The 24,893-nt window shown below is 64.9% G+C and carries 17 protein-coding genes and 1 tRNA gene; 9 read left to right on the forward strand and 9 right to left on the reverse strand.

The features are described from left to right. The first annotated feature begins 3 nt into the window (after positions 1 to 3). Positions 4 to 4,326, forward strand: coding sequence for a hypothetical protein (locus tag FHR22_RS12025; RefSeq protein ID WP_166943900.1), 4,323 nt, complete (start codon positions 4 to 6; stop codon positions 4,324 to 4,326). Positions 4,327 to 4,516: 190 nt separating this feature from the next. On the opposite strand, the gene FHR22_RS12030 is transcribed toward FHR22_RS12025, so the two are convergent. After that, complete coding sequence (locus FHR22_RS12030; RefSeq protein WP_166942810.1) at positions 4,517 to 6,610, reverse strand: RelA/SpoT family protein; 2,094 nt, start codon at positions 6,608 to 6,610, stop codon at positions 4,517 to 4,519. Between the two features lie 122 nt (positions 6,611 to 6,732). Here FHR22_RS12030 and FHR22_RS12035 point away from each other — a divergent pair, with 122 nt between their 5' ends. From FHR22_RS12035 to FHR22_RS12050, 4 genes are all read left to right on the forward strand, one after another. Continuing rightward, positions 6,733 to 8,010 (forward strand): glycosyltransferase, encoded by a 1,278-nt coding sequence (locus FHR22_RS12035; protein WP_166942813.1) that lies wholly within the window; start codon positions 6,733 to 6,735, stop codon positions 8,008 to 8,010. A gap of 287 nt (positions 8,011 to 8,297) precedes the next feature. After that, positions 8,298 to 8,807 carry a winged helix-turn-helix transcriptional regulator gene (locus FHR22_RS12040; RefSeq protein ID WP_166942817.1) on the forward strand — a complete coding sequence of 170 codons (510 nt, stop codon included), beginning with the start codon at positions 8,298 to 8,300 and terminating at the stop codon, positions 8,805 to 8,807. 38 nt (positions 8,808 to 8,845) lie between these two features. Beyond that, complete coding sequence (locus FHR22_RS12045; RefSeq protein WP_166942821.1) at positions 8,846 to 9,970, forward strand: sensor histidine kinase; 1,125 nt, start codon at positions 8,846 to 8,848, stop codon at positions 9,968 to 9,970. Further along, positions 9,967 to 10,773: a LytR/AlgR family response regulator transcription factor gene (locus tag FHR22_RS12050; protein ID WP_166942824.1), complete on the forward strand. Its 807-nt coding sequence runs from the start codon at positions 9,967 to 9,969 to the stop codon at positions 10,771 to 10,773. The genes FHR22_RS12045 and FHR22_RS12050 overlap by 4 nt, the downstream gene beginning before the upstream one ends. Before the next feature lie 38 nt (positions 10,774 to 10,811). On the opposite strand, the gene ribA is transcribed toward FHR22_RS12050, so the two are convergent. From ribA to FHR22_RS12070, 4 genes are all read right to left on the reverse strand, one after another. Further along, entirely contained in the window at positions 10,812 to 11,714 is a 903-nt protein-coding gene (ribA, locus tag FHR22_RS12055) for a GTP cyclohydrolase II (RefSeq protein ID WP_341786628.1), read from the reverse strand. 185 nt (positions 11,715 to 11,899) lie between these two features. Continuing rightward, on the reverse strand, positions 11,900 to 12,685 hold the full coding sequence (locus FHR22_RS12060; protein ID WP_166942830.1) for an exodeoxyribonuclease III: 786 nt from the start codon (positions 12,683 to 12,685) through the stop codon (positions 11,900 to 11,902). A gap of 574 nt (positions 12,686 to 13,259) precedes the next feature. After that, a complete protein-coding gene (locus tag FHR22_RS12065) occupies positions 13,260 to 13,910 on the reverse strand; it encodes a LolA family protein (protein WP_166942833.1) in 651 nt (216 codons plus the stop codon). A gap of 249 nt (positions 13,911 to 14,159) precedes the next feature. After that, positions 14,160 to 16,472, reverse strand: a complete 2,313-nt coding sequence (locus FHR22_RS12070; protein ID WP_166942837.1) for an FtsK/SpoIIIE family DNA translocase — start codon at positions 16,470 to 16,472, stop codon at positions 14,160 to 14,162. Positions 16,473 to 16,978: 506 nt separating this feature from the next. Here FHR22_RS12070 and FHR22_RS12075 point away from each other — a divergent pair. Beyond that, a complete protein-coding gene (locus FHR22_RS12075; protein ID WP_166942840.1) occupies positions 16,979 to 18,220 on the forward strand; it encodes an FAD-dependent monooxygenase in 1,242 nt (413 codons plus the stop codon). 96 nt (positions 18,221 to 18,316) lie between these two features. Further along, positions 18,317 to 18,985 (forward strand): sigma factor, encoded by a 669-nt coding sequence (locus FHR22_RS12080; protein WP_166942843.1) that lies wholly within the window; start codon positions 18,317 to 18,319, stop codon positions 18,983 to 18,985. 213 nt (positions 18,986 to 19,198) lie between these two features. On the opposite strand, the gene FHR22_RS12085 is transcribed toward FHR22_RS12080, so the two are convergent. Then, positions 19,199 to 19,849, reverse strand: a complete 651-nt coding sequence (locus tag FHR22_RS12085; protein WP_341786614.1) for an LON peptidase substrate-binding domain-containing protein — start codon at positions 19,847 to 19,849, stop codon at positions 19,199 to 19,201. A gap of 279 nt (positions 19,850 to 20,128) precedes the next feature. Continuing rightward, complete coding sequence (locus tag FHR22_RS12090) at positions 20,129 to 21,040, reverse strand: tetratricopeptide repeat protein (protein WP_166942846.1); 912 nt, start codon at positions 21,038 to 21,040, stop codon at positions 20,129 to 20,131. Between the two features lie 206 nt (positions 21,041 to 21,246). Here FHR22_RS12090 and FHR22_RS12095 point away from each other — a divergent pair. Further along, positions 21,247 to 21,321 (forward strand) — tRNA-Gly (locus FHR22_RS12095). 175 nt (positions 21,322 to 21,496) lie between these two features. Here FHR22_RS12095 and FHR22_RS12100 read toward each other — a convergent pair. Next, positions 21,497 to 22,057 carry a peroxiredoxin gene (locus tag FHR22_RS12100; RefSeq protein WP_166942848.1) on the reverse strand — a complete coding sequence of 187 codons (561 nt, stop codon included), beginning with the start codon at positions 22,055 to 22,057 and terminating at the stop codon, positions 21,497 to 21,499. Between the two features lie 71 nt (positions 22,058 to 22,128). On the opposite strand from FHR22_RS12100, the gene FHR22_RS12105 reads away from it, so the two are divergent. Continuing rightward, positions 22,129 to 22,542, forward strand: a complete 414-nt coding sequence (locus FHR22_RS12105; protein ID WP_243853711.1) for a YciI family protein — start codon at positions 22,129 to 22,131, stop codon at positions 22,540 to 22,542. 2 nt (positions 22,543 to 22,544) lie between these two features. Here the strand turns inward: FHR22_RS12105 and FHR22_RS12110 are convergent, their stop codons facing one another. Next, positions 22,545 to 24,863 carry a TonB-dependent receptor gene (locus FHR22_RS12110; protein WP_166942851.1) on the reverse strand — a complete coding sequence of 773 codons (2,319 nt, stop codon included), beginning with the start codon at positions 24,861 to 24,863 and terminating at the stop codon, positions 22,545 to 22,547. Positions 24,864 to 24,893: the final 30 nt, after the last annotated feature.

The raw sequence follows: 24,893 nt of genomic DNA on the forward strand, positions 1-24,893 counted from the left end.
ATGATGGCGCGCAAGCTTTTCGCCTTTCTGGCCTTCGCGCTGATGACGCTGGCGTTCGGCGCCAGCATCGTCCGCGCGTCCGAAGAGGAAAAGCCGCTCAAGATCGAATATCGCTTCACCCCCCCGGCGCCGCGCGAGCAGAGCGAAGCCGACGTCGGCGCCAAGTCCGAGGGCTGCTATAGCTGCCATACGCGCACCGACCAGCCGTCGATGCACACGACCCCGGCGGTGCGGCTCGGCTGCACCGATTGCCACGGCGGCGACGCGACGTCGCCCGCGGCCTTCGGCAAGCCCGAGCTTGGCTACAAGAACGCGTACAATATCGCGGCGATGAAGCTCGCGCATCCGCAGCCGACCCTGCCGGGCGCGTGGCACGGCAGTTCGGCGAACCCCGAGCGAAGCTATACGTTGCTCAACAAGGAATCGCCCGAGTTCATCCGCTTCGTGAACCCCAGCGACTATCGCGTCGCGCGCGAGGCGTGCGGCGCGTGCCACCTCGAGATCATCGAGGCGACCGAACGCTCGCAAATGTCGACCGCGGCGATGTTCTGGGCCGGCGCCGCCTATAACAACGGCATCGTTCCGTATAAGAAATCGATCTTCGGCGAGGCCTATACGCGCGACGGCAAGGCGGCGTGCGTCCTGTCGCCCTCGACGCGGCTGACCGCCGAGGAATATAAGGAAGCGTGCAAGCCGTCGTTCGGTTTCGACAAGATCTTGACCGATGCCGAGGCGAAGCGCGGCGCGCTCGCCAAAATCTATCCGCTGCCGCGCTGGAACGTCATGCCGCCGAGCGACGTGTTCCGCGTGTTCGAACGCGGCGGCCGCAACATCGGCACGCAATTCCCCGAGATCGGCCTGCCCAATCCGACCGGCAGCATCCAGCGGCTCGAGGAACCGGGGCGCCCCGACCTCAAACAATCGAACCGCGGCCCCGGCACCGGGCTGCGCATCGCGATCGCGGTGCTCAACCTCCACAAGACGCGCCTTAACGACCCTTATATGTGGTTCATGGGGACCAACGACCAGCCGGGCGACTATCGCCATTCGGGCTGTTCGGGCTGCCATGTCATCTATGCCAACGACCGCGAGCCGCGCCACAGCCTGACCTATGCCAAGTTCGGCCGCGACGGCGAAAGCGCGACGGTCGATCCGACGATCGCCGGAAAGCAGGCGACGGCGGGTGGAGACGGCCATGGCGGGGGTCATGACGATAAGACCCCCGGTGCGGTTGCCGATGAGCATGGCGGCGGTGGCGGTCATGGATCGCTGATCGATCCGACCCGCTCGCATGCGCCCGAAAACCCGCGGCGCAAGGAGGCGGGGCACCCGATCAGCCACGCCTTCACCCGCGCGATCCCGACCTCGCAATGCATGACCTGCCACATGCACCAGCCGAATATCTTCCTGAACTCCTACCTCGGCTACACGATGTGGGATTATGAATCGGACGCGCCGCAGATGTGGCCGGGCCCCGACAACAGCGCGCCGCGCCCGCCGGGGATGAGCGACGCGGACTATCAGAAGAAATACAAGCAGCAGCGCTACCCGACCGCGGCCGAGGTGCACCGCGTGCTCGAACGCAATCCCGAAGGCGCGGGGCCGCGCGGGCTGTGGGCCGACGTCGAATTTCTGCGCGACGTCTATGACGTCAACGACAGCAACAAGGATACGCAGTTCGCCGACTATCATGGTCACGGCTGGAATTTCCGCGGCGTCTTCAAGCGCGATCGCGAGGGCAATTTGCTGACCGCCGACGGCAATATGGCGACTTACGGCACCGATACCGCGCATATCATCGACCCGAAGGATCCCGAAAAGTGGCGCAAGAGTTGCAGCCATTACAGCGATCCGAAGCAACGCGACCTCTGCCTGTCGAGCGCGGATCCGGGCAAGCCGGGGATCGAAGGCAAGTTCGTGCCGCCCGGCATCAACCCCGGCAAGACGGTCCATATGATGGACATCCATGCCGAAAAGGGCATGCAATGCGCCGACTGCCACTTCGCGCAGGACAGCCACGGCAATGGCTATATCCAGGGCGAGGTCGCGAATGCGATCGAGATCAGCTGCAAGGATTGCCACGGCACCGCCGACGCGCTGCCCAATCTGCTCACCTCGAATGTCGCGGCGCGGCCGCAGGGCACCAACCTCGCGCTGCTCCGCAACCCCGACGGGCGGCGGCGCTTCGAATTCCAATATGACGACAATGCCGAGGTTGTCGGCCTGATCCAGCGTTCGATCGTCGACCCGAAACTCGAATGGCAGGTCAGCCTGGTCAAGCAGGCGGTGACGCCGGGGCCGCATTTCAACGCCAAGGCGGCGCGCGCCAAACTGATGGCGCGCTCGGGCGCCGAGGACGGCAGCTTCGCTTGGGGGCCGGGTGTTCCCAGGGAGGACCGCGCGCACGGCGAAGACCGGATGACCTGCTTCACCTGCCACCTGTCGTGGACGACGAGCTGCGGCGGCTGCCATTTGCCGATCGAGGCGAACTGGAAGACCAGGATGCACCATTTCGAGGGTGAGGAGACGCGCAACTTCGCCACCTATAATCCACAGGTGGCGCGCGACGAGATGTTCCAGCTCGGCCGTCACCAGCTGACCAAGCCCGGCGAGCCGGGGCCGCCCGATGAAAATGGAAATCCGACGGCGCGTGGGATCATCACCCCGGTGCGCTCGACATCGGCGCTGATCCTGTCGTCGACGAACATCAACCGCGAGCGCATCTATGTGCAGCAGCCGCCGATCTCGTCGGCGGGCTTCTCCAGCCAGGCCTTCGCGCCGCACTTCCCGCACACCGTACGGCGGCAGGAAACCAAGCAGTGCACCGACTGTCATTTGTCGGCGGCGGATGACAATAATGCGATCATGGCGCAGCTCAATCTGCTCGGCACCAACTTCGTCAATTTCGTCGGGCTCAATGTCTGGTCGGGGCTGGAGGGCGGTTTCCAGGCGACGCGCGTCACCGAATGGGACGAGCCGCAGGCGGTGATCGGCAGCTATCTGCAGAAATATGCCTATCCCGATTATTGGAAGCTGCACGTCGAGCAGAACGGGCGCGAACTCAAAAACTGGGTGCGCGGCAAGACGTTCGACAAAAAGGGTTCGGGCGAAACGCACGCGCTCGAGGAATTCGCCAATTTCGTCCAGGACACCAGTGGCCGGGTGAACTGCCTGCAGCAGCGCGGCGAATATATGTTCGTGGCCGAGGGCAAGGGCGGCTTCCGCGTTTATGACGTCGCATCGATCGGCAACAAGGGTTTCTCCGAACGCATCGTCCGCGCCCCCTTCTCGCCGCTCGGTCACGATACCCATGTGAAGACGGCAAACGCGACCTGCATGGCGATCGCGACGACGCAGCCGGTCAGCATGAGCCGCAATGAGGCGATCCGGAAGAATTTCCCCGAAAATCTCGAACAGGAAATGCACCCCATCTATCGCTATGCGGTGATCACCGACAGCGTCGAGGGGCTGATCCTCGTCGATATCGACACGCTCGCCGACGGCGAATTCCGCAACAACAAGCTGACGCGGGCGCTGACCTGGAACGAGGGCAATGTGCTCGCCGGCGCGCGGCATGTGACGCTCGCGGGCAGTTTTGCCTATGTCACCACCGATGCCGGGCTCGTCGTGCTCGATCTGTCGACGCCGCTGCAGCCGAAGGTGACGGCGCAGTTGCCGCTGACCGACGCGCGCGCGAGCGCGGTGCAGTTTCGCTACCTCTGGGTCAGTGATGCCGAGGGGGTGAAGCTGTTCGACGTCACCAATCTGGCGCAGCCGGTGGCGGTGCCGTCGGGCACGGTGCGGCTGGCCGATGCGCGGAAAATCTATCTCGCGCGCACCTATATGTATGTCGCGGCGAAGGCCGACGGGCTGGTGATCGTCGACGTGAAGCGCCCCGCGGCGCCGGTCGTGTGGCCGGGGCTGACCTTTGGCGGCGCGATGAGCGATGCCGAGGATGTGATCGTCGGATCGACCAATGCCTCGCTGTTCGCTTATGTCGCCGACGGGCGGAACGGCATCAAGGTGCTGCAACTGACCAGCCCCGACAATCCCGGACTCTATGGCTTCTCGCCGAAGCCGACCCCCGAACTGATCGCGTGGGCGAAGACGCCGTCGCCGGCGCTGGCGCTGTCAAAGGGTCTCGACCGCGACCGCGCGGTCGACGAGACGGGCGGGCAGATGGCGGTGTTCGGGCGCCTGGGATCACGGCCCTTCACGCGGCCGGAAATGGAGAAATTGTTCCTGAACAGCAAGGGCATGGTCTACAAGGTTCGCGACGAGGTGGACGAGAGCGGCTGGCGGCCGCCGCTGAAATACGCGGACTAACGCTGCTGGTCGTCTTACGGCCGGTAGCTGCCACCCCATTCACCGTTACCCCGGACTTGATCCGGGGTCCCGCTTGACTTCGAAAACTGCTGATGCTCCCAAAAAGCGGGATCCCGGGTCAAGCCCGGGATGACGATGAAATATGGGAACGTCCGCTCCCCATCCCAAAGCCGACGCGATCGACTCCGGCCTAAAGCCGCTCGGCCTGCACCACATTGTCCGATGCGCGCAGCGCCGACAATATGCGCATCACATGATGGACGTCGCGCACTTCGACGACGACGTCATAGGTGTGAAAGCCGCCCTCGCGGTTCGACAGGCGCAAATTGGTGATGTTCGCCATATTGGCGGCAAGGATGCCCGACATTTCGGCGAGCGTGCCGGGTTCGTTGAGGATGACGACACAGAGCCGCGCATTGCCGCCCTCGCTGTCTTCCTGCCATCTGAGGTCGATCCAGTCGGCGTCGATGCCGTCGGCGAGGCTGGGGCAGTCGATGACATGCACCTCGATCCCTTCGCCCGGCCGCGACAGCCCGACGATGCGGTCGCCCGGCACCGGGTGGCAGCAGTCGGCGAGCTGATAGGCGACGCCGGGGGTCAGCCCCGCGATCGACACTGCGGCGCCTTGCGCCAGCTTGCCCGGCTTGGTCTTCATCTCGGCCGTGATGCCGGGGACGAGCGCTTCGAGCACCGCATTGTCCGACAGGCGCTGCTTGGCGATCGCCACGTAAAGCGCGCTGTCGTCGTCGAGCTTCAGCCGTTCGCGCGCCGCCGCGCGCGCCTTGTCGCCGACCTTGTTCGGCAGCCGCGCGACGATTTCGTCATACATCTTGCGGCCGAGCGCCGCGAGTTCGACCTTTTCCTTCGAGCGGACGTGGCGGCGGATCGCGGCGCGCGCCTTGCCGGTAACCGCGAAGCCGAGCCACGCGGGCTGCGGGGTCTGCTTGTCCGACGACAATATCTCGACCGTGTCGCCATTGGCGAGCTGGGTGCGCAGCGGCACGAGGCGGCCGTTGACCTTGGCCCCGACGGTGCGATCGCCGAGCCCGGTGTGGACGGCATAAGCGAAATCGACCGGGGTCGCGCCCTTCGGCAGCTGGTGCAGGCTGCCCTTCGGGGTGAAGGCGAAGATGCGGTCCTGGTACATCGCGATGCGCGTGTTCTCGAGAAATTCTTCGGGGTCGTGCGTCTGTTCGAGGATTTCGATCAGGTCGCGGATCCACCCCGCCTGGCCGTCGGGGCTGCCGCCGCCCTGCTTGTACGCCCAATGCGCGGCGAGGCCGAATTCGGACTGCTGGTGCATGCCGAGGCTGCGGATCTGGATTTCGATCCGCATATTCTGCTGGTGCATGATCGTCGTGTGCAGCGACTTGTAGCCGTTGCGCTTCGGGGTCGAGATATAGTCCTTGAAGCGGCCCGGCACCATTTTCCACTTGCGGTGGAACAGGCCGAGCGCAGCATAGCAATCGGCATCGGTCGGGGTGATGACACGAAAGGCGATGATGTCGGTCACCTGTTCGAAGCTGACGTGCCGTTCCTGCATCTTGCGCCAGATCGAATAGGGGTGCTTCTCGCGCCCCGAGACGTCGGCCTCGATGCCGTTCTTTGCGAGCAATTCCTTGAACTCGCGGCTGATCGCGGCGACCTTGTCCTTGCCGCCGGCGGTCAGCTTGGCGAGGCGGCCGGTGATTGTCGCATAGGCTTCGGGTTCGAGCTCGCTGAACGCGAGCAGCTGCATCTCGCGCATATATTCGTACATGCCGATCCGCTCGGCGAGCGGGGCATAGATGTCCATCGTCTCCTTGGCGATGCGGCGGCGCTTGTCGGGGCTCTGGATGAAATGCAGCGTCCGCATATTGTGCAGCCGGTCGGCCAGCTTGACGAGCAGCACGCGGATATCGTCCGACATGGCGAGCAGGAATTTGCGCAGATTTTCCGCTGCGCGCTCGTTTTCGGTCTGCGCCTCGATCTTGCTGAGCTTGGTGACGCCATCGACGAGCCGTCCGACGTCGGCGCCGAACAGCCGCTCGATCTCTTCGGGCGTGGTCAGCGTATCTTCGAGCGTGTCGTGGAGCAGCGCGGTGACGATCGTTTCGCTGTCGAGGTGCAAATCGGTCAAAATCCCTGCAACTTCAACCGGATGGCTGAAATATGGGTCGCCCGACGCGCGCTTCTGGCTGCCATGTTTCTGGACGGTGAAGACATAGGCGCGGTTGAGCAGCGCCTCGTCGACGTCGGGGTCATAAGCGCGCACGCGCTCGACAAGCTCATATTGCCTCAGCATCTGTCCCAATGTCGTCCCAGGCACCGTAATTGCAATGCGAAAATTGCGTCCATCTTGCCACGAACCTTCAACAAGTTGGTAAAGGCGGTTGGAAGCATCGTTCGCGCGCTCTAGGACCGGAAATGATGGGGACCGATGCTCTTGATTCGACGACATTACCGGGGGCGATATCTTCGCCGCCGGGTCTCGCGGTGCGCCGGCATATCTGGATCTTCAGCTACTGGTTTCCGCCGGTTAACGAGGTGGGGTCCTCGCGCGCCGTTGCAATGGCGCGCTATTTCGCGGCGCGCGGCTGGAAAGTCACGGTCATCGCCGGGGCGTCGGAGGTGGTTCCGCAGACCTTCGTCACCGATCTTTCGGGTTTCGATGTCCATTATGTCGCCGACGGCTGGCTGACGCGATCGTCGAGTTTCAAGCCCGGGCGGGGCAATGTCGCGCACCGGCTCAGCACCGCGCTGCGCCTCCTGTCCTGGCCCGACCATGTCCGGCCGGTCGCGCGGGCGATGAAGCGCCGCGCCGCCGAATTGCTCCGTGACCTCGCGCCGCCCGATGTCATACTGTCGACCGCGCTGCCCTTTTCGGTCCACGCCGCGGCGCGCGACACCGCGCAGCGCTGCGGCGCGCTGTTCGTTGCCGACAATCGCGACATCTGGGCGCGCAATCCGTACAAGCTGACCGCGCCCTTCTATAAATCGCTCGACAATCGCTATGAAGGCCGGGTGCTCGCCTCGGCCGATCTGGTCGTCGCGGTGAGCGAGGGGATGAGCGATTATTACCGGGCGACCTATCCGGCGCTCGCCGACCGGATCATCACGGTCATGAACGGCGTCGATGCCGGCACCGGTGAAGGCGGCGACCATGTGCCCGACCCGGCGTGCCTGCGGCTGGTCTATACCGGGATATTATATGGCGAACGGCGCGACGTGAAACCGCTGCTGCGCGCGGCGCAAAGACTGGGTTCGAAAGTCTGCATCGATTTCTACGGCTCGGAGCCCGAGATCGTGCGCCAGATCGCATCCGAATTTCCCGCCATCGACATCGTCGATCGCGGCAAGGTGCCGCGCGCCGAAGCCTTGCAGGCGCAACGCAGCGCCGACGCGCTGGTCCTCGTCGTCGGCACCGCGCCGTGGGAAGACACGCTGCTGCCCGGCAAGCTGTTCGAATATATCGGGTCGGGCCGTCCGATCATCGCGCTGGCCAATCCCGGGTCCGATTCGGGCAAGATCATCGCCCGCTACGACCTGGGCATCGCGACGACACACGAGGATGACATCGCGGCCTTCCTCGCCCGCCTCGCCGCCGATGCCGTGCCCGGCAAGGCCGATGTTCCGGCCGACCTGAAAAGAGCGCATCAGCTTCGCATCCTAGAGGACCGGCTGGACGCCATGCGGCCTGCATGACCCGATGGCGGTGCTGGCTTTCGGCCGGCAGCGACCCTTTCTTACGTCGTCACCCCGGACTTGATCCGGGGTCCCGCCTGACTTCCAAAACAGCGTCTGCGCTAAAAAGCGGGATCCCGGCTCAAGCCCGGGATGACGAAGCTGTAGAAAGCGACGCCCGCTCCCACCCCAATGCCGCCATTCGTCGCCTGGCTTCGTCCTCGACACGCTCGCATTTCCTTTAGGGCGGCCTTGCCGGCGGCAAAATTTTTTGGCGTTGGCGCACATTATCGGATAGTGCTGGCCCCATGGGAAAATTACGCGAACCGCTGAACATATTGTACGGGGACAATTGCGCCCTGCCGCTCGCGCTCGAGGCGATGGGCGAGCGATGGTCGTTCATGATCCTGCGCGCCGCCTTCAACGGCGTCCATCATTTCGAGGAGTTTCAGCAGGAACTCGCGATCGCGCGCAACATCCTGTCGAACCGCCTGTCGCGGCTCGTCGACCATGGCATCATGGCACGCGAGGTGATGGCCGAGGATCGCCGCAAAGTGCGCTACGAGCTGACCGAAAAGGGCATCGAACTGCTCCCCGCGATGATCGCGCTGCGCCAGTGGGGCGAAAAATGGGGGGCGGGCGTGCCCTCGACCCCGGTGCTCGTGGACACGCACGACGAACAACCGATCGGCCCGGTGACGATCACCGCGCACAACGGCCGGCCGCTCGGGTACAAGGAACTGGTGTGGAAGCATCGCTCCGAACTCCAGCCGCTCGGCCAGGCGCGCGCGCGCATGGCACCGGTCGCGGCCGAATGATCGCTTCGCCGCACCGCTTGCCATACTGACACGCCGCCATGTCGCTGTTCGGACTGTCCTCGCCGGGTCCTTTTTTCGGCAACAAGGTGCGCGCTTTCTGGAATCTCCAGATCCTGGGCTGGACCGCGTGGCTCGGCCTGCGCGGCGTGTCGGGGCTCGCCAACGGGCAAAGCTTCACCTTCCTGATCCCGCAGACGATTTCGGCGATCACCGGTTTCTCGCTCTCGCTGATCCTGTCGGTCTGCTACCGGGCGCTGATCAACCGCCGGCCGCTCTTGATGTGGGGGATGAGCTTCGGGCTCGCGGGGCTCGCGACCGCGCTGTGGGCGTTCATCGACGCGTGGGTGCAGCAAATCCAGAACCCGGCGAGCGACGTCGGCTTCACCAGCCTGCTGCTCGGCACCTTCTATATCGATGCGACCTCGCTCGGCGCCTGGTCGGCGCTCTATTTCGCGATCAATTATTTCCTCCAGCTCGAGGAACAGAATGATCGCATGCTGCGGCTGGAAACGCAGGCGGCGTCGGCGCAGCTTGCGATGCTGCGTTATCAGCTCAACCCCCATTTCCTGTTCAATACGCTGAACAGCATTTCGACGCTGGTGCTGCTGAAACAGTCCGAACCCGCGAACGCGATGCTGTCGCGACTGTCGGCCTTCCTGCGCTACACGCTCGCCAACGAACCGACCGCGCAGGTGACGCTGGCGCAGGAGATCGAGACGCTGAAGCTGTATCTCGATATCGAGAAAATGCGGTTTGAGGAGCGGCTCCGCCCGCATTTCGCCATTGATCCGGCGGTCGCGCGGGCGCGATTGCCCTCGCTTTTGCTGCAGCCGCTGATTGAAAATGCGATCAAATATGCCGTGACGCCGCAGGAGGATGGCGCCGATATCACGATTTCCGCGCAGCTTGCCGGTCAAAATGTCCGGATCACCGTGTCCGATACGGGCATGGGATTGCCAGCCGACGGTGCGGACCCCACCACAGGCATTGCAACGGAATCGACCGGTGTGGGTTTAGCCAATATCAGGGACCGGTTGGCGCAGGCTTTTGGCGACCAGCACCGGTTCGACGTCCATATGGGCGCTGAGGGCGGGTTCACGGTGGTTATCGAGTTTCCGTTTCAGCCCGATGGGCAAGTGACGATTGGAACCGAACGCACATGACGATCAGAACCATCCTGGTGGATGATGAAAAATTGGCCACCCAGGGGCTGCAACTGCGGCTCGAGGCCCATAGCGATGTCGAAATCGTCGACACCGCACTCAATGGCCGGGAGGCTATCCGAAAGATCAAGACCCACAAGCCCGACCTCGTTTTCCTCGACATCCAGATGCCGGGGTTCGACGGTTTTTCGGTGATCCAGGGTTTGATGGAAGTCGAACCGCCGCTCGTCGTCTTCGTCACTGCCTATTCGGATCATGCGATCCGGGCGTTCGAGGCGCAGGCGGTCGACTATCTCGTGAAACCGGTCGAGCCCGAACGGCTCGCCGATGCGCTCGACCGCGTCCGCCAGCGCCTCGCCGAAAAGCGCGGCGTGGCCGAGGTCGAACGGTTGAAGAATGTACTCGCTGAAGTCGCTCCGGAAGCGGCCGACGATTATGATGCCGAGGTCCAGCCCGACGCGCACGCCGCCGACCGCTATGAAAAGATGATCAACATCAAGGATCGCGGTCAGATTTTTCGTGTGGACGTCGACAGCATCGAGCGTATCGATGCCGCGGGCGATTATATGTGCATTTATACCGCCGACAACAGTCTGATCCTGCGCGAGACGATGAAGGATCTGGAAAAGCGGCTCGACCCGCGCAATTTCCAGCGCGTCCACCGTTCGACGATCGTGAACCTCAGCCAGGTCAAGCAGGTCAAGCCGCACACCAACGGCGAATGCTTTCTGGTATTGGGGTCTGGCGCGCAGGTGAAGGTCAGTCGCAGCTATCGCGACGTCGTCGCGCGTTTCGTGCACTAAACAAACCGTCGCCCCCGCGAAGGCGGGGGCGACGGTTGTTAGAGTTGGTGCCCGGTCCGATCGCGCTTCGTCGCGAGATATTGCTCGTTATATTTGTTCGTCGGCAGCGCCAGTGGAATGCGTTCGACGACCTCGACGCCCTCCTTCGCCAGCCGCGCGACCTTTTCGGGGTTGTTCGTCATCAGCCGGATGCGCGGGATGTTCAGCAGGTCGAGCATCCGCCCGGCGATCGCGAAATCGCGCGCCTCGACCGGGAAACCCAGCCGCAAATTGGCATCGACAGTGTCATAGCCCTGATCCTGCAGCGCATAGGCGCGCAGCTTGTTGACCAGCCCGATGCCCCGCCCTTCCTGCCGCAAATAGAGCAGCACCCCCCATGGCGCATCGGCCATCGCGTGGAGCGCGGCGTGGAGCTGCGGCCCGCAATCGCATTTGAGGCTGCCGAGCACATCGCCGGTCAGGCATTCGCTGTGCAGCCGGACGACGGGGGGATTGCCGTCGCGCTTGCCGATGACGAGTGCGACATGGTCCGACGCTTCCTCGGGCGAGCGGAAGGCGACGATCTCGGCGCTCTCGCTCGCTTCCACCGGCAGCCGCGCCCGCGCCGCGACCTCGAGCCGCGCCGGATCGAGCAATGTAGCGACATCGCCGTCGGTGCAGAGCGTTTCGGCATCGCCCGCGGCGTCGCGCACGAAGAAGGCGGGAAGCAGCCCGGCATGGCGTGCCATCGTCATCGCCGCAGCCGCTGCGGCCTCGCCGCCGGTCGCGACGGTGCGGAACGGGCCTTTGAGTGGATTGGCGAGATCGAGCGCCGGGTCGGCGATCGCCAGCGCCGCCGCAACGCTGCCGCCGGCCCCCGCGAGCCGCACCGGCCCCGGGGGCGCCGCGACGCGCTGGTTGGTGAGCTTGAGCGTGACCGCACGTTCGCCCGATAGCAGCATGTCGGCGCTGGCGAAGTCGCGCAGCGCAACGTCGCGCGCGCTTTCGACCGCGAGCAGGTCGAGCGCGCCGTCGGAACCGGCGATGCGGAACGGCCAGCCGCGGCGCAGCGCGTCGATCGCGCGCGCGGCGCGGCGGGCGCCCCGGTCGCCCGACGAGTCACCCGAAGCGTTGCTTGCCGCCTCGCTCAAAAAGCGAACTCCGTCACCAGCGGGATATGGTCCGACGGCCGTTCCCAGCTGCGCGCGGGCTGGACGATGCGGTGCGATACCGCCTGCGGAAGCAGGTCGGGGGTGATCCACATATGGTCGAGCCGGCGGCCGCGGTTCGACGCCTCCCAATCCTTCGCGCGATAGCTCCACCAGGTATAGAGCGGGGCGGGCGCCGCGATGAAATGGCGGCCAAGGTCGACCCAGTTCGACGCCGCCTGCAGGCGGCCGAGCGTTTCGACCTCGAGCGGCGTGTGGCTGACGACGTCGAGCAGCGCTTTATGGTTCCAGACGTCGCTTTCGAGCGGCGCGACGTTGAAATCGCCGGTCAGCACCGTCGGCTGGTCGAGCGCGCCGGCCCATTCGGTCATGCGGCCGAAGAAGTCGAGCTTCTGCCCGAACTTCGGATTAAGCTCGCGGTCGGCGATGTCGCCGCCGGCAGGAATATAGACATTGTCGAGCCGCACGCCCGACGGCAGCGTGACGCCGACATGGCGCGCCTCGCCATTCGCCTGCCAGTCATATTTGCGGACATCGGTCAGCGGCAGCTTGCTGACGATCGCGACACCATGATGCATGCGCTGGCCGTGCGTCGCGATATGCTCATAGCCGAGCGACTGGAACATGTCCTTGGGGAAGATGCCGCATTCGACCTTGGTTTCCTGCAGGCAGAGGACGTCGGGCGCCTCTTCACGCAGGAATTTCTCGACGATGCCGATGCGCGCGCGGACGCTGTTGATGTTCCAGGATGCAATGCTTGTCATGCGGTGGCTCTATCGGTGCGCTTGTCATCGCGCAACGTTCCCGGGACGATTTCGTGGCTTCGTCGGGCCGGGCTCCTGCCGTGTGCTGCAATCACTGCGCCGGATACCATAAACCCCCGTCCCAGGGGCGGTGGAACGGGGGTTCAAGGTCAGCGTTCGTCACGCTCTTGAATGAAGGTGCCGGGCGTTCCGGATGGGGCAACAGGGGGAAACCCAAGTCCGGGGCCGTGTTGGCGCCTTCGAGAGTTGAATTAGCCCGTCTTCCCTGTCGCCAAGCTGAACGAAGTCGGCGTGCAGGGGCCGGCGTTGCAGTTCGTCGATACAGGGCGGCAGTTGGTCCGGAAAAATGCATGAGGAACTCGGATGCGAACGGCAACTTCCGGCCGCTTTCTGCCCAACACTTCGTCATCCCGGGCGTGACCCGGAATCCCGCTTTTTGAGGGTGCCGGCCGTTTTCGGCATCAAGCGGGACCCCGGATCAAGTCCGGGGTGACGACAATGGATAGGGCGGCAACCAACCGGAAGCCGCCATGCCGATTCGCGATTCGAACCGCCGAATCTCTCGTGGCTTCCGTCAGCCGGCGCGGCCGCGCTGTTTGGGCCGCGGGTCGGTCCATTTGAACAGCGAATCGGCGACCGTGACGTTGAACTTCTGATTGGCAAGGTCGATTCGCGTCCGGTTGTTCTGCGAATCGAGCGCGACCCAGCCGCGCAGCCGGACACCGCCGGGCGATGCGCCGTCGCGGATGAACACCATCGTGATCGTGCCATATTCGGGGCGCTTGGGATCCTTGACCTCGACGCTCAGCACCCCGTCGTTGCCGGTGGGCAGGACCTTCGCATATTTGCTGAGGTCGCGGTCGGGGTCGAGCAGCGCGCCGAGCGGCGAATTCTTCACCGGCCAGCGCTGTACCTGCTTCACTTCATAATCGATCATGGTGAGCGAGCTGCCGTCGCCGACGATCAGCAGCGGCACGCCCTTCTGATATTGGAAACGGATCTTGCCGGGGCGCTTCAGCGTCAGCTTGCCGGTCAGCCGCTGGCCGTTACGGTCGGTCTGGGTGAAATCGGCGGTCATCGAACTGGTCGATTTGAGATGCGCCTGTACCGATGCGAGCGTGTTCGACGTCTGCGCGATCGCCGGCACGCCGAGCGCCAGGCCGGCGGCGGCGACGGGGGCAAGCGTCCAGGCGGCGGCGCGGGTGAGGGGGTTCTTCAAAATCATCGGGCTCTCTTCGTTGGAAGGGTGGCCGGTTCATCGCAACCGGGCATTGAACCCGCGCTGAACCTGTCGTTGGACGTTGTTCAAGTCATGAGGACCCGTTTGAGTTCCATTACCGTTTGTCCTGAGGAGGGGACTGAGCCTGTCGAAGGCCCCGTCTCGAAGGAGCGCCGCTCGCGCCAAGTCCTTCGAGACGCCATTTCGACAAGCTCAATGGCTCCTCAGGATGAACGGCAGTTTGGTATTCCTTGCTCACCGCTGCTGCCCATATTGGTCGGTCAGTACGTCGCGGCGGCCGACATGGTTGGGCGGGCTGACCAGCCCTTCCTCCTCCATCCGCTCGATCAGGCGCGCGGCGCTGTTGTAGCCGATGCGCAGTTGCCGCTGCAGCCAGCTCGTCGAGGCTTTCTGGCTTTCGACGACGATCTGGCAGGCCTTGGCGTACATGCGGTCCTCGGCGCTGTCGCCGCCCGCGGGGGCGCCCTCCATCGCGAAGCCGCCATCCTCGGGATCCTCGGTGACGCTTTCGATATAGTCGGGGCGGCCCTGGCCCTTCCAGTGGTCGGCGACCGCGCGCACCTCGTCATCCGACACGAAGGGGCCGTGGATACGCGTGATCTGCTTGCCGCCGGGAACGTAGAGCATGTCGCCCTTGCCGAGCAATTGTTCGGCGCCCGCTTCGCCGAGGATGGTGCGGCTGTCGATCTTGCTGGTGACGTTGAAGCTGATGCGCGTCGGCAGGTTCGCCTTGATGACGCCGGTGATGACGTCGACCGACGGCCGCTGCGTCGCGAGGATCAGGTGGATGCCCGCGGCGCGCGCCTTTTGCGCGAGCCGCTGGATCAGGAATTCGACTTCCTTGCCCGCGGTCATCATCAGGTCGGCGAGCTCGTCGACGACGACGACGATCTGCGGCAGCGGGCTGTAATCGAGCGCCTCTTCCTCATAGACCGGCTGGCCGCTGTCGGGATCATAGCCGGTCTGGACCCGGCGCCCCAGCGACTTGCCCTTGGCGAGCGCGCCGCGGACCTTGTCGTTGTAGCTCGCAAGGTTGCGCACCGACAGCGACGACATCATGCGGTAGCGGTCCTCCATCTGCTCGACCGCCCATTTCAGCGCCCGGATCGCCTTCTTGGGCTCGGTCACCACCGGGGCGAGCAGGTGCGGAATATCGTCATAGACGCTGAGCTCCAGCATCTTGGGATCGATCATGATCATCTTCACCTGGTCGGGACCGAGGCGATAGAGCAACGACAGGATCATCGCGTTGAGCCCGACCGACTTGCCCGAACCCGTGGTACCCGCGATCAGCAGGTGCGGCATCGGCGCCAGGTCGGCGATCATCGGGTCGCCGCTGATATTCTTGCCGAGGATGATCGGCAGCGCGCCGGTCTGGTCCTGGAACAATGCGCTGCCGATGATTTCGTGCAGCACCACCGATTCGCGATTGGCGTTGGGCAATTCGATGCCGATGACGGTGCGCCCCGGGATCGGTGCGATGCGCGCCGACAGCGCCGACATGTTGCGCGCGATATCGTCGGCCAGGTTCGACACGCGGCTCGCCTTCGTACCCGGCGCGGGTTCGAGTTCGTACATGGTGACGACGGGGCCGGGGCGGACCGCGGTGACGACGCCCTTGACCTGAAAATCCTCGAGCACCGATTCGAGCAGGCGTGCGTTGCGTTCCAGCCCCGCCTTGTCGATCTGCCCGGTCGGCCCCGGCGGCGGCGGCGCGAGCAGGTCGATCGATGGCAGCTGATAGTTGGTGAACAGCTCGGTCTGCGGCTTCGGGCGCGGTTTCGAGGGCACCGAGCGCTGCGCGGGATCGGCGATTTCGGGCGGCGCGCGGTCGCTCGGTTCGGCCACCGCGCGCGGCTTGACGACGCGCTCGATCAGGCCCGGCGCCTTCGCCTCGTCGTCGGCGACCCTGGCGGGCGGCGCGACGCGGCTGCTCTCGGCGGCGGGCAGCTTGAAACGCGACGCCCAGCCCTTTTCAAGCCGCAGCGCGCGATAGGCGAACCACAGGCCGATCCCGACCAGGAGGATAATTGTCCCGAACCGGATCAGCGCCGCGGCGGGATCGCCCGCGCGTTCGAACAGCGGATCGACCGCGCTGCCGACGATCAGCGCGATGATCCCGCCCCAGCCCGCCGGCAGCGGCGCGCTGCTGTCGGGCGCCCATAGTTGCAGCCCGAGCCCGACGAGCAGGATCGCGGCGAAAGCGAAGGCGAGCTGGCGTTTCCACCACGGCTGCGGCGTCATCGCCCACAGCCGCCACGCGATGATGCCGAGCAGCGGCAGCAGCAGGACGATCGCACCGCCGCCGACGAACAGCATCAGGTCGGCGAACCACGCGCCCGCGCCGCCCATCCAGTTCGACGGATTGCCGCCGGCGGCGGTGTGGATCGCCGCGTCGGTGTCGTCGTAGGTGATCAGCGCGAGCGTCAGGAACAGCGTGAACAGGCCCAGCGCGACGGCCGCGGCGATCACCAGCGATCGCGCGATGCTCGCCCGGAAAACGGTGCGCCAGTCGGCCTTTGCGGTGATGGCCCTGCGGCTTGCCATGCTGTATTCGGGTCCCTGTCGGTTAACTGCGGCGATATGCGCATGGGGCGGACTCGCCGTCAAGCGCGCCCCGGCGGCGCGCTGCCATGCGTCCAATTATTCCAAAGGTCACAAAGGTCACACTACATCCCCCCTTTGTTCGTCCACCACCGCGGTTCGGCACCGGGGAGGGGGACAGGGAGCGGATGGCCGGACGAAGCATCGAATGACGCTATGCCGCGCCGATAATGTAGGACAGCGTTTTTTTAAGGGTTGATAAAGGCTTTGGGGTGGGAAGTGGACGTAGCTTTCTACAGCTTCGTCATCCCGGGCTTGACCCGGGATCCCGTTTTTTTGAGGGCACCGGCGGTTTTCGAGGTCAAGCGGGACCCCGGATCAAGTCCGGGGTGACGATGAAAGGAAGGGCAGCAACCGGTCGTTTTCAGCCATTCACCCCCCGCATCACGTCCGGGGCAAGGATGGGGAAATTCTTCCCTTCGATCGGAAAAATGTTCTAGGGCGATGCGATGAACGAGATGCTGCGCAGCGATGTCCTGATCTCCGGCGGCGGGCTGGTCGGCCAGACGCTGGCCCTCGCCCTCGCCCACCATGGTTTGTCGAGTCAGATCGTCGATCCCGCCGACCCGGCCCTGACGATCGCGCCCGGATTCGACGGCCGCGCCTCGGCGATCGCGAGCGCGACATGGCAGATGTTCGAGGTGCTGGGGATTGCGGACCGGCTTGCGGGCCATGGCTGCCCGATCCGCGCGATCAAGGTCGGCGACGGCGTGCCGGGGCAGGGCCGCGGCGGCGAGCTCGACTTCGTCACCGCCGAGGATAGCGCCCCGCTCGGCACGATGATCGAGAATCGCCGCCTGCGGCTGGCGCTCGCGGCGGCGCTCGCCGATGCGCCGCTGGTGCGGCTCCATATGCCGGCGCGCGTCGCCGATCGCACGGTCGACGCGCATGGTTTCACGCTGACGCTTGCCGACGGCACCCGGCTCGCGGCGCCGCTGCTGATCGTCGCCGAAGGGCGCCGGTCGCCGACGCGCGACGCGGCGGGGTTCAGCATCGCGAACTGGTCCTATCATCATCATGCGATGATCGGCGCGGTCGCGCATGAGAGGCCGCACGGCCAGGTCGCGCACGAGATTTTCTACCCCGCCGGCCCCTTCGCGCTGCTGCCGCTCGTCGACGACGAGCAGGGCCGGCATCGCTCTGCCTTCGTGTGGACGGTGTCGGAAAAGGATGGGCCGGGGTTCGCCAAGCTCGGCGACCGCGGTTTCACCGCCGAACTGGAAAAGCGCGCGGGCGGGCTGCTCGGCGCGATGGAACTGGTCGCGCCGCGGATGACCTACCCGCTCGGCTTCCACCACGCCGCTTCGATCGTGGCCGACCGGCTGGTGCTCGTCGGCGATGCCGCGCACGGCATCCATCCGATTGCGGGTCAGGGGCTCAACCTTGGCCTCCGCGATGTCGCGGCGCTGACCGAGGTGCTGGTCGAGGGCATGCGCGTCGGGCTCGACCTTGGCGATACGGCGCTGCTCGCGCGCTACCAGCGCTGGCGCGGGCTCGACAGCCTGATGGTCAGCCTGGCGACCGACGGGCTGACGCGATTGTTCGGCATTCCGGGGCGCACCGCTTCGGCGGTCCGCCGGGCGGGGCTGGGCGCGGTCCAGCGGTTGCCGCTGCTCAAGCGTTTCTTCATGGAGGAAGCGCGCGGCGAGGCGGGCGACCTGCCGCGCCTGCTCACCGGCGCCGAAATCTGAGTATTATTGCTTAGGCGGCCGGCATGCTGCCGCTAACCACGACGCCCTAATCTCCTCCTTGCGGCCATTTCGCCGCGCGGGTCGGGGGAAATGGCCATGTCGGAAAAGAGCGACGCGCTCGAAGGCGCGGTGATGGCATTGATCGAAGCGCGCACGGCGCTCGATACCGCGCCGGGCGCGCGGACGCGGGCGGCGGCCGATCGCGCGTTCGTCCGGCTTGCCGCGCTGCTCGCGCCGCGGGTGCGCTATTTCACGCGGGCTTATGGTTTGTCGGACGTCGCCGAGGATGCGGGGCAGGTGTGCGCCATCGCGATCCACCGCGCCGCCGAACATTATGACCCCGACCGCGCGCGCTTCACGACCTATGTCAATTGGCAGCTGCGCGCCGAATTGCAGGCGCTGCGCCTGCGCCTTCATGGTGACCAGCGCTGTGCGGGGCGCCGGCAGGTGCGGGCGACGCCGTCGCTCGACGCGATGGTCGAGGCGGGCGCCGATGCCTGGCTCGCCGATCCGGCGGCGCTGGACGCGGCCGAACGGCGCGCGGCCGACAGGCTTGCGGGGCAGGTCGCTGATCGCTTGGCCGCGGACTGGGCCGCGCGGCGCGGCGCGCGGGGCGATGCGCAACGGCTTGCCGCCGAACAGGACCTTGTCCGTCATCAGCTGATCGTGATCGATGCCGCCGAGCGGCTTCGCGAAAGCGACCGTCATATCGTGCGTCGCGCGCTGGCGGACATCATCCGGCACACCGGCGGCAAGCCGCATTAAGGTCAGTGGGATTCCATTTCCGTCACGCCCGCAGGCTCTGCGCCCCTGCGAAGGCAGGGGCCCATCTCCCGCCGTGGCGAAATCCGGTGAACGGTTCGGGAAGACGACAGCATGGGAGATGGACCCCTGCCTTCGCAGGGGTACGGGCAAGGTAGTGCCGAATAATAGCTCAATCCCTACAGGTCTTAGATTATGCGATACGGCGCCAGCAAATCATTGCAGCGTCACGCGCCCGTCGTCGCCGTCGAAACGGCCGAAGAATTGCATCATCTGGACGACCAGTTCGGCGCGGGCGTCGATCGGCGTCGCTTCGAGCAGCGCCTGTTTCGCCGCGGCGTCGAACGGCGCGACCTGCGCGATGCCGTTGACGAGCGTCGCATCGTCGAGCTTTCCGACCGACTCCCAGTCGACGACATAACCCTGTCGCTGGGCAAAGCGCTTCGCTTCGCGCTCGAGACTGGCGCGTTCGATGCTCGCGAGGACGGCGCCCTCTTCCGCCTCGGTCTCGATTTCGGCTTCGACCTGGCGGAACGGCGTGGTGACGTCGAGTTCGCGGCGGACGCGGAAGCGCGCGACGCCCTCGAGCACCAGATTGAACCGCCCTTCGTCGAGGGCCTCGACGTCGATGATGCGTCCGACGCAGCCGATGTCGTAGAGCGCGGGTGGCTCGCGATGCTCCTCGCCGGGAAGCTGGCGTGGCTGGATCATCCCGATCTGCCGGTCGCGCGCGAGCACTTCCTGCACCATCGCCGAATAGCGCGGTTCAAAGATGTGGAGCGGCAGGTGCAACCCAGGAAACAGCACCGCGCCGGGGAGCGGAAAGATCGCGATCCGCTGGATGGTCAGGGGCGCGGCCTCCGCCACGGGTCAGTCTCCCCCAATTACGCGTTCGAGGCGTCGAAATGGCGAAGATATCGGCTTCGCGTGGCCGCCGCGGCTAGTGGTTCTAGCCGCAAGGCCGCGCGGAGACGAGATCGAAGCCATTTCGACGTCCCCCCATTTTAACGGAGGGAGGGATTTGACCGATTTTGTCCATGGCTGCGTCAGTGAGCCTTGGAATATACTCATATGCCTGCGCCTCACTTCCTTGCCCTGAACAAAATCGCTTCAAACCTCGAACGCGTAATTGGGGGAGACTGACCCTTAGCCGAACAGGATCAGCGACAGGCGGCGGCGCTGCGCGGCGACCCACGGGTCTTCGAGGCCGACGGCTTCGAACAGCGACAGCAATTTGGCGCGCGCCGCATCCTCGTTCCATTCGCGGTCAGCGGCAACGATATGCAGCAGATTGTCGGCGGCGGCGTCGCGCTGGCCGGCGCCGATCTGCGCCGCGGCGAGATCGAAGCGCGCCTGATGGTCCTGCGGGCTGGCGGCGACCACGGCTTCGAACGCGGCCAGCTCACCCGCGGCGGGCGCATCGGCGGCCAGTGCGAGCGCACTTTTCGCCTGCGCGATCGCGGCGTCCCCGGCAATCTCGGCGGGCACCGCAGCGAGCGCGGCCTGTGCGGCGTCCAGATCGCCGGCGAGCAGCAGAGCGCGAATCAGCCCGCCATGCGCGGCGGCATTGTCGGGCGCCATGTCGAGGATCTGGCCAAAGATGCTCGCGGCGCGCGCGCCGTCACCCTCGGCCAAAACGCCTTCGCCCATTTCGACCAGCGGGGCGATCTCGACCGCCAGATTCTTTGCGGCGCTGTCGACGGGAAGCTGCGCGAGCAACTGGTCGAGCATGGCTTTCAGCTGGCTTTCGGTCCGCGCATTGGTCAGGTTCGCGACCGGCTGGCCCTGGAAGATTGCATAGACGGTCGGGATCGACTGGACCTGAAACTGGCTGGCGATGAAGGGATTCGCGTCGACGTCGACCTTCGCGAGCACGACGCCCTTGTCGGCATAATCGGCGGCGACTTTTTCCAGCGTCGGGGCGAGCTGCTTGCACGGGCCGCACCATTCGGCCCAGAAATCGAGGATGACGAGGCTGGTCATCGACGGTTCGACGACGTCGCGGCGGAACGCTTCGACGGCTTCCTTCTCTTGGCTGTTGAGACCCAGGGTGGCCACGGACAAATGCTCCTTGATGATCTGCTTGCGCCGTATCCGCGTTGGCGGGCAGGGCGCTTTCCCCGCTTATGTGGGATTTGCGGACAATATGCCAACCCTTCGGCCCGATGATTCAGGAAAAGCGTCAAGGGGGCTTGCCGACTCCAAAAGCCGGTGCTAATCGCCCGCCTCACCCGCTGGCACCCACCCGGTCGCCAGCCGCCAGAGCGGGCGTAGCTCAGGGGTAGAGCACAACCTTGCCAAGGTTGGGGTCGAGGGTTCGAATCCCTTCGCCCGCTCCAGATTTTCAAAATCGACGGGAAATTGCGACACGCCGTCCTCGCGAGGATTTCGTGCGCGGGTAGTTCCCGCAAACCCGTACAATTCTCGGGAAATGATCGACCTGACTGCTACACAAATTGCTTTGCCGGGCTTTTTTGCCGGGCGTGTGGCCGTCAACGGGACGGGCTTCGCCGATCAGCGGCGCCGGGCGTTCCATGCGCGCACCGCCGCCAGCGTCTTCTCGATATGCGCCTGCGGCTTGTTGTCGGTGTAGCTCAGCAGGATTGTCCCGTCCGGGGCGATGACGAACGAGGTGCGGTTGGAGATCATCGCCTGGTTGGGGCCGCGGATGGCAGTGTCATATTGCGCCGCGACCTTGGCGCCCGGATCGGCGGCGACGGCGAATTTGTCGCGGCATTCGGACCTGGAAAATTCGGCGACGCGATCGATGTTGCCCGCGGTCACGCCGACGACGCGGGCACCCAGCTGGTTGAAGCGGCTGTTCGCCTCGGCAAACAGATGGGCCTCCATCGTGCAGCCGGGGGTGAAGGCGGCCGGAAAGAAGTAGAGCACGACCGGCCCGTTCCGCAGCGTCTGCTTCAAGGACAGGCTGAAGGGCTTGCCGCCCTGCGCCGCGTTCAGCGTGAAATCGGGTGCTTTCGTACCCTGCTGGAGCGCCGCGATGCCCTGTGCCGGCATGACGGCGAGCGACAGGCCGAGGCTAAGCGACAGCGCAATCTTCGTCAGCGTCTTCATCTGGGTTCTCCAATTCGAACGACGGTACAGGCGCCGTCCGGCACGACAAGAATGCGTGGAAAGACGTCAGGATGATGGAAAAAGACGCTGGCGTCCACAGCCTTTGTCGGCTTGCGGTCTTCGTATCGGGGATGCATCATCGCGGCATGGCCAAATTCCTCATCTCCTTTCCAGCCGACGCGATGATCGTCACCGACGATCTGCTTCCGGCCGTTTCCGCGGATGCGCACGCTGTGATCGAAGAAGCCAAGGCGGCCGGCGTTTATGTGTTCGGCGGCGGAATCGACGAGCGGGCGGCGCCCGTACTGGTCGCCGGCGACGGGTCGGTGTCGGCCGGGATTTATCCCGGCAGCCGGCTCACGGGCGGCTTCACCGTGCTGGAATTGCCGACCCGCGACGCGGCGGTCGAGTGGGCGCGGAAGATCGCGGTAGCCTGCCGCTGCGCGCAGGAGCTTCGCGAGTTCATGTACGACCCCGCGAGCTAGGGTCAGAAGCGCCCCTCGAAGGTCAGGCCGATCATCCGCGGCTCGCCGAGCAGTGCCTGCAGGCGGCCGGCGTTTTGATATTGATAGTCGTAATATTTGTCGTCGAAGAGGTTGGTCGCGACCAGATAGGCGCCGAAATGGTCATTGCTGTATCCGACCTTGGCGTTGACCAATGTGCGCGCGGGAACGTCGCGCCCCGCCGATTGCGCGACGACGCTTTGATATTGGGCGCCGCGATAATTGGCGTTGATATTGACCGATACGCCGCTCGCATGGCGCCAGTCGAAGCCGACCGCTGCGGTCCAGCGCGGCGCCTGCGCGAACTGGTGACCCGCCAGATCCTCGACATTGCCATTGTCGACGACGAAATCGGAGAATCGGCTGTTGGCATAGCCGACCGAGCCATAGACATTCAGGGCATTGGTGACGTTGAAATCGCTTTCGACCTCGAAGCCCCAGACGCGCGACTTGCCGGCGTTGCGGGTTTCATAGTCGAAGCGGTTCTCCGACAATTGGACCTGCACCTGCTGATCGGTCCAGTCGATATAGAAGGCGTTGGCGTTGAACGTCAGCCGGCGGTCGAGCCATTGCGTTCGCAGCGACAGCTCATAATTCCAGGTATATTCCTGGTCATAGGTAAAGGCCCGCGCCCGGCCGGGATTGATCCCGCTGCCGCCTGATCGATAGCCGCGCTGGACGATCGCGCTCACCGTCTTGTCAGGCGCGATTTCCCACGACAAGCCGCCCTTCGGCAGAAACGCTTCGTAGGTCGTCTTCCGCTGCGGCCCCGAACTGCTCGCATCCTCGACGTCGGCGAGCAGCAGGTTGTTCACCGTTTGCAGGATGAAGGCGAAGGTCGGATTCGCGGCATAGTCGGCCGGGTTCGGGATCGTGGTGATCAGCGAGACGTCATTCTCGTTCCGTACCTTCTGCTTTTCCCGGTCGTAGCGGAAACCTGCGAGCAGCTTCAGCCCCGGCGCGACTTCCCAACTCGCGTCGCCGAACAGCGCCTGCGTCTGGATATCGAAGGGATAAAGTTGTTCCGACGCGATGAAGACGCGCTGCGGATAGACCGCGCGAACCGCTTGGGCGGTAGCGAGCGCCGTCGCGGGATCGAGCCCGCCGCCGCCCTGCGCCGGCGGCAGGGTGAGGAATCCCGCGACGCGATTGGTCAGGCCGAGATCCAGGTCGAGGTCGAGGCTGAAAGTGCTGTTCGCCAGATAATCGGGATTCTTGTGGTGCGAATAATAGCCGCCGATCAACCCCTGCAACGGCCCGGTGTCGAAAGTCAGCCGGACCTCCTGGCTGAAAATCTTCTGGTCGGTCGAATAGTCGCCATAGGCTTCGTCCTCGCGGCGCAGGTCGCCATCATACACCGAAAAAGTCTTAAGGTGATTATAGGTGCTGATCGACGACAGCGTGAACGTATCACTCAGCGGCAGCGACGCATCGAGCGTGAACAGGTCGGTACTCGTCCTGGTATAGGTTTCACGGTTCGCCTCGACCGTGCGGCGCTTCCAGCTGTTCGGCAGGTCGGTAAGCGAATAACCGCGCCCGTCGTTGCCGAAATGCCGGTCATAGAGATAGGAGGCGACGACGCGCAGTCCGCCCGCACCCGATGGGGTGAACAGCAATTTGGTGCGCACCACTTCGCTGTTGGACTTGGCATAGTTGCCGCCGGTGACGCCGTTCTTGATCAACCCGTCGCTGCGCGCCACTTCGCCCGCGACGCGAAATGCCAGCACATCGTCGATGATCGGCCCGCCGATCGCCGCGGCGAGGCGATATTCGCCGTCGGCATCGGTGATCATCGCGCGTGCCTTGCCGCGCCAGTCGAAGCTCGGGTCGGCGGTCTTGAGGATGATCGAACCCGCAAGCGCGTTGCGCCCCTGCAACGTCGATTGCGGCCCGCGCAGGATTTCGACCTGCTCGAGGTCCCAAAGATCGAGCGGCCCGCCGCCGCTCGCTTCGCGCGGCAGCGGCGATCCGTCGAGATATACGGTGGCGAGGTCGCCCAGCCCGGTGCCCGAAACGTTCGTGCTTGCAATCCCGCGGATGTTGAAGCCCGATTCGCCCAGGGTCGACGCGACGTTCGCGGTGCGGTCGATCAGGTCGTAAACCGAGATCAGATTCTGCCGTTCGATCTCTTGCGAGGTGAATATCTTGACGCTCGTCGGCGTGTCCTGAAGCGAGCGGTCGAATTTCAGGCCGGTGACGATGATGTCGTTGCTTTCGCCCGCATCGGCGGCGTCTGCCGCATTAGCGGGCATCGCTGCGCTCGCCAGCATCAGGGCCAGAACCGGCCGCAACGTCTTCATCATTGTCTTTAGCTCCCCGCTTAGCTATCGAAG

It is taken from the genome of Sphingopyxis panaciterrae (assembly GCF_011762125.1).
GTDB classification, from domain to species: Bacteria; Pseudomonadota; Alphaproteobacteria; order Sphingomonadales; family Sphingomonadaceae; genus Sphingopyxis; species Sphingopyxis panaciterrae.